Annotated in this window: 16 protein-coding genes, 1 tRNA gene and 1 riboswitch; of the genes, 10 read left to right on the forward strand and 7 right to left on the reverse strand. The window is 34.7% G+C overall.

Annotation, left to right across the window (positions count from 1 at the left end):
* Window positions 1-54 precede the first annotated feature (54 nt).
* The 3 genes from ESZ47_RS08330 to ESZ47_RS08345 all read right to left on the reverse strand — a co-directional run bounded on the left by ESZ47_RS08330 (window position 55) and on the right by ESZ47_RS08345 (window position 3,461).
* Entirely contained in the window at window positions 55-558 is a 504-nt protein-coding gene (locus ESZ47_RS08330; RefSeq protein WP_148606526.1) for a pyrophosphohydrolase domain-containing protein, read from the reverse strand.
* A gap of 793 nt (window positions 559-1,351) precedes the next feature.
* Window positions 1,352-2,707, reverse strand: coding sequence for an FAD-dependent oxidoreductase (locus ESZ47_RS08340; protein ID WP_148606528.1), 1,356 nt, complete (start codon window positions 2,705-2,707; stop codon window positions 1,352-1,354).
* 79 nt (window positions 2,708-2,786) lie between these two features.
* The gene (locus ESZ47_RS08345) at window positions 2,787-3,461 is read right to left on the reverse strand and encodes a Crp/Fnr family transcriptional regulator (protein ID WP_148606529.1); all 675 of its coding nucleotides are present in this window, start codon (window positions 3,459-3,461) and stop codon (window positions 2,787-2,789) included.
* A 299-nt stretch (window positions 3,462-3,760) separates the two neighbouring features.
* On the opposite strand from ESZ47_RS08345, the gene rpmH reads away from it, so the two are divergent.
* From rpmH to ESZ47_RS08385, 8 genes are all read left to right on the forward strand, one after another.
* Complete coding sequence (rpmH, locus tag ESZ47_RS08350; protein WP_002816117.1) at window positions 3,761-3,895, forward strand: 50S ribosomal protein L34; 135 nt, start codon at window positions 3,761-3,763, stop codon at window positions 3,893-3,895.
* 119 nt (window positions 3,896-4,014) lie between these two features.
* A complete protein-coding gene (gene rnpA, locus ESZ47_RS08355) occupies window positions 4,015-4,365 on the forward strand; it encodes a ribonuclease P protein component (RefSeq protein ID WP_148606530.1) in 351 nt (116 codons plus the stop codon).
* On the forward strand, window positions 4,362-5,198 hold the full coding sequence (locus ESZ47_RS08360) for a YidC/Oxa1 family membrane protein insertase (RefSeq protein WP_148606531.1): 837 nt from the start codon (window positions 4,362-4,364) through the stop codon (window positions 5,196-5,198). Before rnpA ends, ESZ47_RS08360 begins: the two co-directional genes overlap by 4 nt.
* A 119-nt stretch (window positions 5,199-5,317) precedes the next feature.
* Complete coding sequence (gene lepB / locus ESZ47_RS08365) at window positions 5,318-5,923, forward strand: signal peptidase I (protein ID WP_148606532.1); 606 nt, start codon at window positions 5,318-5,320, stop codon at window positions 5,921-5,923.
* Window positions 5,892-6,356, forward strand: coding sequence for a GNAT family N-acetyltransferase (locus ESZ47_RS08370; RefSeq protein WP_148606533.1), 465 nt, complete (start codon window positions 5,892-5,894; stop codon window positions 6,354-6,356). The genes lepB and ESZ47_RS08370 overlap by 32 nt, the downstream gene beginning before the upstream one ends.
* Window positions 6,353-7,276 (forward strand): magnesium transporter CorA family protein, encoded by a 924-nt coding sequence (locus ESZ47_RS08375; protein ID WP_148606534.1) that lies wholly within the window; start codon window positions 6,353-6,355, stop codon window positions 7,274-7,276. The genes ESZ47_RS08370 and ESZ47_RS08375 overlap by 4 nt, the downstream gene beginning before the upstream one ends.
* A 31-nt stretch (window positions 7,277-7,307) precedes the next feature.
* Window positions 7,308-7,405: riboswitch (purine riboswitch) on the forward strand.
* 107 nt (window positions 7,406-7,512) lie between these two features.
* Window positions 7,513-8,817, forward strand: a complete 1,305-nt coding sequence (locus ESZ47_RS08380; protein WP_148606535.1) for a nucleobase:cation symporter-2 family protein — start codon at window positions 7,513-7,515, stop codon at window positions 8,815-8,817.
* The gene (locus ESZ47_RS08385) at window positions 8,817-9,386 is read left to right on the forward strand and encodes a xanthine phosphoribosyltransferase (protein WP_148606536.1); all 570 of its coding nucleotides are present in this window, start codon (window positions 8,817-8,819) and stop codon (window positions 9,384-9,386) included. Before ESZ47_RS08380 ends, ESZ47_RS08385 begins: the two co-directional genes overlap by 1 nt.
* Here ESZ47_RS08385 and ESZ47_RS08390 read toward each other — a convergent pair.
* A complete protein-coding gene (locus tag ESZ47_RS08390; RefSeq protein WP_148606537.1) occupies window positions 9,381-10,208 on the reverse strand; it encodes a LysR family transcriptional regulator in 828 nt (275 codons plus the stop codon). The two genes, ESZ47_RS08385 and ESZ47_RS08390, sit on opposite strands and share 6 nt — an antisense overlap.
* Before the next feature lie 105 nt (window positions 10,209-10,313).
* Between ESZ47_RS08390 and ESZ47_RS08395 the strand changes: the two genes are divergently transcribed.
* The gene (locus ESZ47_RS08395) at window positions 10,314-11,306 is read left to right on the forward strand and encodes a YeiH family protein (protein ID WP_148606538.1); all 993 of its coding nucleotides are present in this window, start codon (window positions 10,314-10,316) and stop codon (window positions 11,304-11,306) included.
* A gap of 4 nt (window positions 11,307-11,310) precedes the next feature.
* On the opposite strand, the gene ESZ47_RS08400 is transcribed toward ESZ47_RS08395, so the two are convergent.
* The 3 genes from ESZ47_RS08400 to ESZ47_RS08410 all read right to left on the reverse strand — a co-directional run bounded on the left by ESZ47_RS08400 (window position 11,311) and on the right by ESZ47_RS08410 (window position 13,356).
* Window positions 11,311-11,381, reverse strand: a tRNA-Ile gene (locus tag ESZ47_RS08400).
* A gap of 31 nt (window positions 11,382-11,412) precedes the next feature.
* Window positions 11,413-12,201, reverse strand: a complete 789-nt coding sequence (locus tag ESZ47_RS08405; RefSeq protein WP_148606539.1) for a 2-keto-4-pentenoate hydratase — start codon at window positions 12,199-12,201, stop codon at window positions 11,413-11,415.
* Between the two features lie 393 nt (window positions 12,202-12,594).
* The gene (locus tag ESZ47_RS08410; RefSeq protein WP_148606540.1) at window positions 12,595-13,356 is read right to left on the reverse strand and encodes a helix-turn-helix domain-containing protein; all 762 of its coding nucleotides are present in this window, start codon (window positions 13,354-13,356) and stop codon (window positions 12,595-12,597) included.
* Between the two features lie 398 nt (window positions 13,357-13,754).
* On the opposite strand from ESZ47_RS08410, the gene ESZ47_RS08415 reads away from it, so the two are divergent.
* A complete protein-coding gene (locus ESZ47_RS08415; RefSeq protein WP_148606541.1) occupies window positions 13,755-14,240 on the forward strand; it encodes an MFS transporter in 486 nt (161 codons plus the stop codon).
* The last annotated feature ends 3 nt before the right edge of the window (window positions 14,241-14,243 follow it).

A 14,243-nucleotide genomic window follows, 5' to 3' on the forward strand; every position in this document is an offset into this window, starting at 1 on the left:
TAAATCTTTTGTGCGGGATTATTGCTGCCATAAGGCCGTTGGTTTATGGAAAATTTAATTTTTTAATTGTTCATCAATCGTATTTTTGATTTTTGGTTCCGGCTGATAATTTTCAAACCAATTGTCTGGTTTAAGCACTTTATTAGTTAGTTTATCCCTGTGCGCTGTTCCATCTGGAAATAGTTTGTGCATGTTAGCTGAGTGAATTACTTCTAAAATATGTGTCGGATCTATCCCCATCAAAACATAGCTACCGTATGCTAGATAGATAATGTCACCGAGTGAATCAGATTGTTGAACAATAGGGGCGTTATCATTAGTTGTTTTATCTTGTAGTTTCTTTTTAGCTGCATCAAGACGCTGACTTATATTGGCAAAAATTTCATCAATATCAACTGTACTTTGACAATGGCTAGCAGCTAGCTCAGTTAATTCTTCCAAGATAAAGCCCACACGATTTGCTAGATCAACTTTGTTCAATTCTTTAGGCTGTTTCGGCTGACGGTCATCAAACATTTTATGAAATTCTTCAGCACGTTCGTATAATTGGTCTGTCATAGTTTTTATTATAATTCCATTTTTCTATTTGAAGATTATTATACAGGATTACACGCCGAAGTAGTGATTTTGAAGAAAAGCGTAGCATGTTTTTGAGATGAATAATTTTATGAAAAATTAACTTGATATTTTCAATTATTTTCCTTTTGGAGCACTTTTCCACTTTTTTTGTCAATATAGTTTGCAATATTGTCAGCTTGATAAGATCTTACAAATTTTTTGATTGCCGAATTGTTTTTTTGTCTTTGGTTGTCGCAATAATATTAACACTAACATGGGCCTTTTTATCAACTTGGTTGAATATATATGGCAGATTTTATTGAATGACCTGATGCTACTATAAAGCTAGCATAGGCAATAACGGATGTTATGATAACAGATACAACACTTACAAGCCATTTAGTTGTTTTACTCATGATACGTATTTTTCCCTATTCTATCTAAATTACGACACAAGATATTTAGAATGACATTAGTATTTTGTCAACAAAAAAGCCGCTTCTGTATTTTCATGTACAGAAGCGGCTTTTGGCAAGCGCGATACCATTCTAATTGTTGCCAAGTAGCTGCTTACTAACCATCAGGTCTTGGAAAATGATCCTATCCGAATGGTGTGTTCGGTAACGGGAGCCAAATCGTTGCATATTAACGGTAAACCGATCCGCATATACCAACCACAGGTCATTTTCACAATTACACGCACGCTGAGCTTATGTCAACAGCATTGATTCACTGGTCGATATTATGATAAATACAGAAACGAGTAGTTTTTGTGCACTGCCTAAAAAAATTTTCACTGTGTGAATGTTAAAGCCTGTTTTTCAGTCATAGCAGCTAACGCAACTTCAGGAATGTAATTAATGGGCTGGCTAAAATTAGGTTGGAAGAAAAAGTCAGACATTGCTAATTCATCAATTGTCATTTGTTTTTGAATGGCTATAGAAACAACATTAGCAGATTGTGATACATCGTGTTGAGACATAAATGCGCCACCAACAATTCGACCAGTATCTTTTTCCCACGTTAATGAACTAAGAACAGAAGTTGTACTTAACATAAAGTCTGGACGATAATCACTTTCGATAACAGTTTCGATAACATCAAGCCCTTTTTCCTTAGCAGTCACACTATTTAATCCGGTAGCAACCATGGCCTGACCATACAGTTCTACGGCTGAAGTAGCTTGTGTACCTAAGTAGCGTGTATTTGGTTTAATAATGTTTTTACCAACTAGCATACCTTGTCGAATCGCATTTGTAGCTAAGGGGATATAATCAATTGCTTGTGTTGGATTGAAAAAGACGGTACTGGCATCACCAGCAGCGTAGACGTCTTTTTCACTCGTTTGCATATAGTCATTGACTACAATAGCGCCATTTGGAAGTGTTTCTAGTTGTCCACTGAATAAATCAGTGTTTGGTAAGAAACCAATCCCTAATATAGCAATATCAGCTTCATATGAATCATTTGGTGTTGTAATTTTGATACCATCAGATGTGTCTTCAAACTTAGAGACAAATTGATTTAAAACAACATTAACGCTATTTTTTTCGTATTCTTTTTGGATACGTTCAGTGAAGGCAGGACCAAAATTTTTTGCTAGTATGCGATCAACACCGTCAATCAGCGTTACTTGTTTGCCAGTGACAGAAAATTGTTCAGCCAATTCGGCACCAATATAGCCAGCACCAATGACAGCTACGCGCTTTAGATCTTTAGCAATATTTTTAATACGTATTGCGTCATCCCAAGACTTACAGAAGTATACTCGCTCACTATTAATACCAGGTATATTTGGAATAACTGGTTTTGACCCTGTTGTGATGACAATTTTATCGAACTGTTGCCTTGAAATATCTTCTGTATCTAAATTGATAATTTTTAATGTTTTGCTTTTTAAGTCAACATCCGTTACTTGATGGGACATTAACATTGTAATCCCTTGTTCGCGCATAGATTCAGGGGTTTCATAAAACATTTTTTCAGGATCCGAAACATGATCACCAATCCACAAGGCAATACCACAAGATAAGAATGAAACCGTGTCATTTTTTTCAAATACAGTAACTTCAGCGTTAGGATTTTCAGATTTGATTTGTTTAGCTGCAAATACGCCAGCGTGTGTGGCGCCAATGATACCTATTTTCATGATGTCTATCCTCCAGTTAGTTATGGCAGTTTGTACATCAAGTATAAGCTCACAACATCACAAAAGTAATTGACTAAAGTCAAGGATTATCAATTTTTGTGATATTTAATACAATTTTCCCCTTAATGCTACTACTGATAATTTGCTTCTCTTCTAATTTACTTAGATTACGACTTAAAGTTGCAGGAATAGTCCCCAAATAAGCTGCTAATTCTTTTTTAGACATTGGCAGGTTAAAGGTCAAGCTGTTTGATTCTTCAGCAGTTTTTTTTAAAAATGCCAAAAGTCTTTCTTCAACAGAACCGTTTAATAGGGTAGCTTGTTGCGCTTGTAACTTTTGAATTTTTTCAGCAACAGAAATAGCTAGTGAAATACCAATATTAGGTTGCCGCTTGGTTAACTCTAAAAAATCTGATCGACGAATCTCACAAATGAATGATTTTGTAATAGCTACGCATGTGACAGCATGTTTAGCTCCAGTGATTAGTGATTCTTCACCATTAATATCACCCTCATTTAAAAAATAGAGCGTTTGTTCCTTACCATCGCTTGAAGTTTGGCTAATTTTTAGTTTACCTTGATGCACTAGTAGTAGACGATCAGAATCATCTTCAACATCAAAAACAACTTCTCCAGGAGCGTATTCAACATAAGTAATTTGTTGGTTAATCATTGCCAATTCTTCTTGGGGTAATTGACTGAACAGAACGGTTTTTGAAATACAGTTGTGATCAGGATGAGCTAGTGTGTTCATGAGAAAATCCTTTAAATTGTTTGAGAATATCTGAGCAAATGATTTTAAAATAAAAACCTATATTTATTATTTTCTAGCACTTATTGTAACAAAAGTATAGTAATTGTTGTTGGTATAATGCTTATAGTTTTCAATCAAAGAACCCCTGCGACTATTATCACAATACTTAAAATTATTTAAACCGGATTAAGATAATTAATAAAAAAATGTAAACTTGTATTAGCATTGATTTCATGGTATGATTAAACCCGAATTGCAAAGTTTTTGCAGGTAAAAATCGTGAATGGAGGTGAACACACATGAAGCGTACATACCAACCAAAAAAGCGTCATCGTGAACGCGTACACGGATTCCGTAAGCGTATGAGCACGAGCAACGGTCGTAAAGTTTTGGCTCGCCGTCGTGCAAAGGGCCGCAAGGTTCTATCTGCCTAACAAGGTCGCTGCTATGCAGTGGCTTTTTTATTTAGTTATTTGAAGATATATAGTTTATTGTCTGTAAAAAATTAGACATGCTGACACCTTAGCTAGTGCATAAATTAGGGAGTAATTTCATGAGAAAAACATTCCGAATAAAGAAACCAGAGGAATTTCAACATGTTTTTAATAAACACCGTTCTGTAGCTAACAAATACTTCATCGTTTACCAAATGAGTAAGCCTGATCAAAAACATTTTCGGGTAGGACTTTCAGTTAGCAAGAAAGTTGGTAAAGCGCATGATCGTGTTTGGGTTAAGCGACGTATTCGTCAAAGTTTATTAGAATTAAAACCAGAATTACCTCAAGAGTTGGATTTACTAGTTATCGCACGTCCTGCTGCAGCACATAGAAGTCAAAAATTCTTAAAAGAACAAATGGTTCACGTGTTGAAACTAGCTAAGATATTGAAGGAAGAGAACGAATGAAGCGATTTGAGAATATATTGAAGAGAATTGGACCATTGCCTCTTGCAATGGCGGTTGTAGCGCTTGTGTTGATTATTGTGTCTGGGCTATCTTATGATGGTCAAGTAGCATCTCATAGCTTCTGGAGTGCGATTGTCGCAGTATTTACACGGGCTATTTTAGGAGCTTCAAGTTGGTTTGGTAATAATTATGGTATGGGTATTATCCTATTTACTATCTTTATTCGTTTCTTAATCTTACCGCTAATGGTATATCAAGTGCAATCAATGATGAAAATGCAGGTTGTTCAACCAGCATTGAAAGCATTACAAGCTAAATATCCAGGTAAAGATACAGAAAGTCGTCAATTAATGATGGCTGAACAGCAAGCATTATATAAGGATGCTGGGGTTAATCCGTTTGCTTCGATGCTGCCTTTGATTGTCCAAATGCCAATTTTGATTGCTTTGTACCAATCTATTTGGAATTCACCAGTTTTGCGATCAGGTAAATTTCTTTGGTTACAATTAGGTAGTAATGATCCATATTACATTTTACCTGTTTTAGCTGCTTTGTTTACGTTTGCATCGTCATGGCTTTCTATGCAATCCAATCCAGAGCAAAATGGTATGACCAAAGCGATGCCTTATATTTTCCCCGTAGTCATTTTCTTTTCTGCCTTGGCAGTGCCTAGTGCGTTATCACTTTATTGGGTTGTGGGAAATGCTTTCCAAACGGTGCAGACATTCTTTTTGCAAAATCCATTTAAGTTACGACGCGAGCGTGAAGCAGCGATTAATCTTGAAAAAGAGAAACAACGTAAGATTCGAAAAGCACGTCGCAGTAAGCGTTAAAATCTATTTTATGATGAGTTAGAAACAATATTATTACGGTATTGTTTCTGACTTTTTTTGTATAAATATCATTTTAAAACTGATATAATATTACTTAATGTTAGAGGGGCAGATAGAATATGAATTTTATAAAAAATTGGGTATTTCCCATTATTATCGGGCTTTTCATTGCTTTCATCATTCGGACATTTCTATTTACTTTGGTTACGGTTGACGGACCGTCTATGGATCCAAATTTAAATAATGGCGAATTAGTCATTGAAAGCAAGGTATCGACTGTACGGCGAGGAGATGTCATAGTTTTTGATGCAACAAATGAAGATCCTCAAATTAAATCAGGACACAAAGACTATGTTAAGCGAGTCATTGCGGTGGGTGGTGATACAGTCTCACACAAAGGGGCTAATTTGTATGTTAATGGTAAAAAAATTAACCAACAATATATTAGTTTAGAACAACAATCAGGGGGAACATGGGGAGATTGGACGTTAAAAACACTATCATCGCGTAATTTCTGGCAAAAGAAAGATCGTAATACAACGGTGGTTCCTAAAGATAGCTACTTTGTATTAGGTGATCATCGTTCTGTGTCAAATGATAGTCGAATGTTTGGGTATGTTGAAAAGAAAAATGTACTTGGTAAAATTTATACGCCGTTTTGGAACTCAGATAAGCAATCAAAAGAGAATGTTAATGACCAGTCAAAAAAATTCTTTGCCAACTAAATTTATGCAACGATTAATGTTACGCGCAATGCAGCCTAATGATTCAGAGGCACTTGCGCGTATTTATTTAGGCTCTCGTCAACATAATTTTCCATGGGTGAAACATCCAAGATTAGATGATTTTTTAACAGTTTCACGTGGGGAAACTGTTAAAGTAGCAGTATTAGACGAGGAGATAGTTGGTTTTGCATCGTTATTGAAACAAGAATACTTTTTACATTTGCTGTTTGTTAAAGAGGGATGGAATGGCCATGGTATTGGGGCGCAGCTACTTTCCTGGGCAAGACATGAAGTAACAAAACCGTTAGAATTAAAAGTTGTCACAGGCAATATTGATGCACAACGGTTTTATCAACGTGAAGGATTTGTTGTCGTAGATAAATCTGTGTTTGCTAAGCCACAAAATTTGACTTACAGGGATAATAGAAAATGATTGAAATAGTTAAAAATGTCAAAAATTTTACATGGTATCATATATCAAATTTAACTGCAGATGAACGTCAGAGTTTAGTTTATGAGCATCATTTAACGAATGAAATGATCGGATATGCGGTGGATCACAATGAAAGTGTGCGGATGGAATATGATCACCATGCAGATGAAACGTTGATGGTAATTGATGTTATTGTGCATCAGGGTGATGATGTAGAAACCCGTCCAATCGGTATTTTATTTGCTCATAACGATGTGTATACGTTTACACATGATCCTACAGATTATATCAAAAAAATTTTATTAGACCCCAAAAACCAGCAAATACGTGCGCGAGAAGATGAAATTAGTGCCTTTGACTTTATCATGACAGGTATATATTCGTTAATGATAAAATACGTTGACGAAATAACAGAAATCAATAAAAAACGTCGTATAATACAAGAACATTTTGGCGAGCGTAAGTATACAACGAAACAAATGAATGATTTGTTATACTTGAAAACGCAAATGATTTATATTCAAAATTCCTTAGCTAATAATCATGTAATGTTAGATAGCTTTCGTGAAGATTTTAAAAAACTATTAAAAGATTTCGAGTTAGAACATATTGATGATGTGAGAGTTGAAGTCGATCAGGCTAAGCGAATGGCTAATTTAGCATTGGAAGTTATTAATTCAGTTAGTGACGCGATGGGGAATCTGAGTAATCGAGATTTAAACTGGACTATGAAGGTTTTAACTGTTTATTCAATCGTTCTGACTGTTCCCACTATAGTTAGTGGTTTCTATGGCGAAAATGTTAAGTGGTTACCATTTGCTGAGGCACAAAGTGGCTGGTGGGTAACGATTGTTATCACATTAATACTGATGGGGTTGGTAAGTATTTTAATGTTTATTTCAGGATTTTTTCGAAAATAAATTGCACAACTTATGTGCTATTTGGTAAGCTATAATTATCAAAAATAATGCAGATATAATTGGTCGATAATGGTGACCAAGTTTCTACCACACGCCAAAAAGTGTGACTATCGCAAGGTAAGTATTAAAAAATACTGACTTTTTCTGGTAGACAGAAAAAGTCAGTATTTTTTTTAATATAGACGGATTAATATAAAAAAATTGTCATGTTTTATATTAATTACTAAGGAGAGAAAATGGATTCATCAATTAGCAACAGCAGAGGACAATCACTATTACTTGGCGTGCAACATGTTTTAGCGATGTATTCAGGAGGTGTATTAGTACCGCTGTTAATTGGAACAGCATTAAAGTTTTCCAGCGCACAAATGGCATATTTGATATCAGTTGATATATTAATGACAGGAGTGGCAACATTATTACAATTAAAAAGAACGCCATTTACTGGGATTGCGCTGCCTGTTGTTTTAGGATCAGCAATCCAATCTGTTTCACCATTAATTAACATAGGGAGCACGCTAGGAATTGGTGCTATGTATGGTGCAACGATTTCAGCTGGTATATTCGTATTTTTAATTGGAGGTCTCTTTTCTAAATTACGTGTATATTTTCCGCCTATTGTTACAGGATCATTGATTACTGTTATCGGTTTTACATTAATTCCAATAGCTCTGCTTAATTGGGGTGGAGGGGACTTATCTTCTAAAAACTATGGGTCTTTATCTAACTTATTAGTTGGGCTAGTCACTGTTATGATCATTTTGGTGCTAATGTTGTTTGCTAAAGGAATTTTCAAAGCAATTGCTATTTTATTGGGTATTGTTGGTGGAACGCTATTTGCTGCACTATTGGGGAAAGTAACATTAGAACCTGTTGTTACCGCAGTTTGGTTTCACTTTCCAACACCATTTTTCTTGGGTGTGCCGACGTTTCACACATCGGCTATTGTAACAATGATAGTCATTGTTATGACAAGTATGATTGAATCGACTGGGGTTTACTTTGCTTTAGCTGATTTGACAGGTCGTGACTTAACATCTCGTGATATGGCAAATGGATATCGTGCAGAAGGACTAGGTGTCATATTATCAGGAATATTTAATACATTTCCTTACTCAACGTTTAGTCAAAATGTTGGGGTTGTCAGAATTTCTGGTGTGAAATCTAAACAACCTATATATTTTGCAGCTTTTGTACTCATTATTATTGGGCTGTTGCCAAAGTTTGGCGCCATCGCAACTATTATTCCAAGTTCAGTATTAGGTGGTGCTATGTTCGTCATGTTTGGTACCATTGGTGTGCAGGGGCTTAGTATGATGCGTCAAGTGGATTTTAGTTCTGAAAAGAATATGATTATTGCATCATTGTCTATTGGTGCAGGTATTGGTGTTACAGTTTATCCACAATTTTTTCAAAAACTACCGCAAACAATTCAATTGATTGTGACCAATAGTGTAGTGGTGACATCGCTGTTAGCCGTTACTTTAAATATGTTATTAAACGGAAAAACAAGTAAAATAAATGAAAAAGGACTAAAATAATGAAAATATTAGAACAAAAAATACAAAAAGATGGTCGTATATTAGGTGCAGATGTATTAAAAGTAGATTCATTTTTAAATCATCAAATTGATCCGGAATTAATGCAAGCGATAGGACTTGAGTTTGCTGCATTATTTGCCAATGAAAAAATTGATAAAATACTAACAGTGGAATCATCAGGCATTGCACCAGCAGTTTTTGCAGGTTTAGCACTTCATGTGCCAGTTGTTTTTGCACGAAAAAATAAATCTTTGACGTTACCTGAGAATGTTTGGACAGCTGATGTGTATTCATTTACAAAACAGACAACTAACCATATCATGATTGATCACCGTTTCTTATCTGCAAATGAAAACGTATTAATAATTGATGACTTCCTGGCAAACGGCCAAGCTGCAGAAGGATTGCTTAAAATAATTAATGCTGCCGAAGCTAATGTTGTTGGTGTCGGCATTGTCATTGAGAAAACATTTCAAAAAGGACGCCAAATATTAGATGAACATGGTGTTCGAGTTGAAAGTTTAGCACGAATTAAAAGTTTTGAGAACGGCCAAGTTATTTTTCTATAAACTTCTGGCAATTTGTATAAAACGTGCGATTTCATTTTTAATAGGGGGTTGATTGTTGTGTTCATGGTGAATGAGATAAAAGTGCCGATTGAATGCAGTGGTTAGTGACTTATAGGGTATATTTTGCGGTAAAGTTTGAATACTTACGATAGCTTTACCGATATTTTGTGCTAGCATTTTGACAATAATATCATTATTTGCGATGGTTAAAAAATGTTCAGGTACGATATGTTCTTGTTTAAAATACTGTTGCGTGTAGTGGTAAACTCCGGAACCTTTCTCGCGAATTAGCCAAACGGTACTTTCAAGATTACCAGCTAAAACAAGTTGATCAGCTGCAATGACATCACGTGTAATAAAATCATGAGTAATGGGTTTTTCAATGATGCCAAAATCAAATTGATGATTTAATACGCCGTCTAAAATCTCTTCGGAATTGTGCATTTCGATTTTGAAGTCGGTGTTGTTAAGAACATCTTTTTTTATTTTTGTAAAAATCTTAGGCAATAAAACTGTGGCTGATGTTTGTGAAGCACCTAATCGTATTTTTGTTCGTGGTCGTTCCACTGTCAGCTCTAGACTGTCTGTTGCATTTTTCCAGTCATCCAATAAATGAAGCGCATGTTGGTAAAATCGTCGCGCATTGGTCGTGGGAACTAATTCTGTGCGACCGCTACGCTCAAACATTATAGTGTTTAATTGTGATTCTAACTGCTTAATATGTACGCTAATGGTAGGTTGTGAAATAAATAATTGTTCAGCTGCTTTTGAAAAAGAACGCGTTTCATAAACGGCAATAAAAGACTGTAGTAATTTAAACATATTCTCTCCTATTAAAATATTTAATTGAATACATTATAAATATTTATTTTACAAATAGCAAAAGTGAGGGTAACATAATATTTATCGAATTGTGGGAGAATTAAGATGAGCATTAAGAAGAATATGATTTCAGGTATTATTATAACTTTGATATTATCTGCAATTGCTAAAATATTAGCCAATTGGTTACCATTTTTAGGTGCAGAAGCCATTGCCATGTTACTTGGTATCTTATTAGGTAATACGATTTTAAACCGTAAATCTTTAGAGCCGGGGATGAAATGGGCTGAAAAGTTTCCTATTGAGATTGGTATTGCATTGATGGGATTAACGGTGACATTACGCACGATTGAAAATTTAGGTATCAATGGATTGGCTTTTATTTTGATCCAAATGACATTAACAATTGTACTTGTATTGTGGATGGGGGGGCGAATTTTTAAGGTCAGTAATAAAGCCGCGATGTTAATGGGCGCAGGAAACGCAGTATGTGGGTCTAGTGCTATCGCGTCAGTGTCACCGGCGATAGGTGCTACTGATGACCAGCGAAGAACTAGTGTTGCAACGGTCAGCTTAACAGGTGTTGTGTTATTACTAATATTGCCAATTCTTGGGCCACACGTATTGGGACATCACGACCTATTATTAGGCGCCCTAGTTGGTGGTGTTGTTCAATCAGTTGGTCAAGTTGTTGGAACGGCCTCATTAATCAACCCTGCAGTAGTGACCTATGCAACACTTTTTAAAATGTTGCGTGTTATCATGCTCACAGCTGTTGTATTGATTTTTGCAAAAATGGCTCAAAAAAATAGTGTTACAGAAAAAGTAGAGGCTAAAAAAAGTATTAAAATACCATGGTTTATTATTGCATTTGTGATTTTGTTATTGATAAATAGTTTCGTAGCTGTACCTAATTTAGTAACAAGTAGTGCTAAAGGAATTTCTGGTTTTTTTGGTGTTGTTAACTTAGCTGGAATCGGACTAAATTTAAAAGTTGATACAATTAGAAAATCTGGTGGAAAATTCTTGAGTTACGGTTTAATAACAGGTGTTGTACAAGTTATATTGGCAATTATTTTGATAAAAATATTGTTTTAATTAATCGGCCTGAAAGGTAATGATCCTCTGTCTTTGCGTTATCAGCGCAACGCTCTGCCATTGAGCTACAAGCCTATGATAAAAGTGTTCCACGTGGAACACTTTTTTATTTTACATTAACTTTAACAGTGCCAAATCCTTCTGTGAACCTTGCTTCCCATGTTCCTGGGGTTAAAGACAAAGGTAGTAAGAAAGTTCCGGTGGAAGCATGGGTACCTTTAGGGAAAGACTTACCTTGTAAAAATAGTTTTTCAACGAGCCATTTTAGCGATGTTACGGGGTTTCCTAATACCTCTTTACCATTACCATGTGCAACTTCTTGCTGGTTGTGTAAGAGAACGGCTGAAACCTGAGATAGAGTATCGAGTGCAAGTTTAGCGCCATCTAGTTGATTACCATAAACGACTGCGCCACCAACCGCACTGTCAGATAAAACAAGGAATTTATCTAGCTTTGGGAACCAATTTTTAAAGCGAGAATCAGGTAATTCTAATGTTGGTGCAACAGTTGTATTTTCGAGTAATTCTGTTTCACTCATTTGTGGCGTAAGATCTTTTTTGGCAGTAAACATCAACTCTACTTCTACTAAGGGTTCATTGTATTGAGTTAAATCTAGTTCAAAATCAGATTGAACAAATTTATTAGATAATTGTCCCCCATACAAAGGAGAATCCGATTTAAACATATCTTGTGTTTCTTGCGATGTGAGAGAAACTTTATAACCAGCAACTGGTGCATTTTTTCTTGCTAAAACGGCATCTTGTATTTGGTAGGCTTCCTCGAAAGTATTCACAAATCCAACATATTCGTCACGTTCTAGTGGCACGTTGGTCTTAAATGCCATATAAAGTTTATCAGCTAATTCTTGAGCAGAGTGTGTAGTTGTTGCATTCATATTATTGTCCTCGATTTTTATTTATTTCAAACAAAAAATTCCATCTGATAACGATTACAGTTATCAAATGGAATTTCTACTCATTCATAACCGTAACGACTTGCTGTTGCGAGTCGTTACGTTAAATAACAACCCAATTATTAAATAATAATTGCGTTGTTAATAATACTATTTACTTGTGAGTTCATGTGTTTGTTCATATTCACATTTTAAAACAAATCAAATCAAAAAGCAACACTATTATTATTTTTCTAATTTAAATCACTTTAATATAAAAGAAATCCTATGATAGGAATGTTTTTGGCATTTGTGCATTTTTATTCATTAGTCAAAATGCATAATTTGAAAATATGCAAAGCAACGAATAAAAATACAACTTAAAAATAAAGTGAATTAAAAGGAAGCGATATCTTGGAGTGACGATTTGGTTAACTGTAAAAAACAATCACGAAATACTTTAGGTTCAGCAGGAATGGGTTGAGTCAGCCATGTTGAAATGATAGAAAGTGTCATTTTTACGCTGAGCTCGACGGCAAAAGACCGACTGATTACTGTGTTTTGTACACTATAATCATCAAAAAAAGGCGTCGCCCATTTAATATAACGTTGTTCTAAGAAGTGCAACCACTCACCGTTTGCGTAGTTGCCAGAGTAGAGAATTTTAAGAGTATGGTTGTTCTTATAAAGTACAGGTAAAATTACGTCAGCAATCATTTCAAAAGGATTTGTTGCTTGGGTGTTTTTTGAAATGGATAGTATTTGTTGTTCGATTTTAGAAGCAATAAAAGCTAAAATATCCGACGGCGTGGAGAAAAATAGTGCTACTTGGTTGGCAGGGAGCCCAGATTCACTAGCTATATCTGCCATAGTGATATTATATAAATTTTTTTTCGATAGCAAACATAAAAATGTATTAGCGATTTTTTCTTTTTTGTGCGATCGATCAGATTGCGTTTCTTCCAGATGATTTATACTAGAAAAAGATACGTTGAATATTTGTGAAATTTTTCTCATAACAGAGAGTGGAGGATGAGTCCTGCCTCGTTCCCAACTAGAAACTGTTTGGTGTGAAACACCTAATAATCCAGAAAATTCGGTCTGTGTAAGGTTGTTTTTTAATCTTATTTTTCTAATTTCTTCATTAATATTATACATTTAAATACCATTATTTTCTTATAAATTTATATTGAATACTATATTTGATGGATTGAAAATTATTAATTAATATGCACTTATTTAATGTAAATAATTTTTACCATATATTTTATTAAAAGTCAATAAAATGATGTAGTGAAAAAGATGGTGTATGAGGTTTTTTGTTGAATTTTGAACATATGGACTTTGATATAATATTAATTAGTGGCATTTGATAGTATAGGTCGGCCACGAATTTTAGGAGAAGAGAAATACTACATAGTTTGTAGGTATGTTATTTTTGAATAATTTTAAGAATAGATGATTTTTTGAAAGTCTGTGGGGAGATTTTCAAAATTCATTTATTTTGTATTATTGTTAAAAATATGCCGTCACTATGGTATTTAAAGGTAGGGAAAATGACAAAAACAACTAGAAATATTTTGACAATATTGGGTACAGTAGTTTTAATGGGGATTATGTTTATCAGTGGACTACTAAGTTTAGATGCGACAAATGATCAAATATCTGAACAAAAGTCGATAATAATGGTTACACTTGCTGTTGGGGGGCTTGTTAGTGTTATCTTTAGTGCATTAATTAGTAAGTTATTTATCTTTCTTGCCCAACTTGGACAAGAAGTAAAGCAATCCGTATCATTTATGAATTCTTGGTACGCTACAGTAGTTAGTATGCTGCCGTTTGCAGTTATTAATGCGTTCTTAGTAATTGTTTTGAACTTGTATAAGGATACAAACAAAATAGCTAGTATTGTTAGTAGCGTGATTTCAACATTACTATATGTATTAATTGTGCGTCAGGATAGTACAATTTCGAAGCGAACACAAATCATTTATATTGTTATTTCACTAGTATTGTCAATCGGAATGTCATTAGCATTTTAGAAA

It is taken from the genome of Leuconostoc litchii (assembly GCF_008107645.1).
GTDB classification, from domain to species: Bacteria; Bacillota; Bacilli; order Lactobacillales; family Lactobacillaceae; genus Leuconostoc; species Leuconostoc litchii.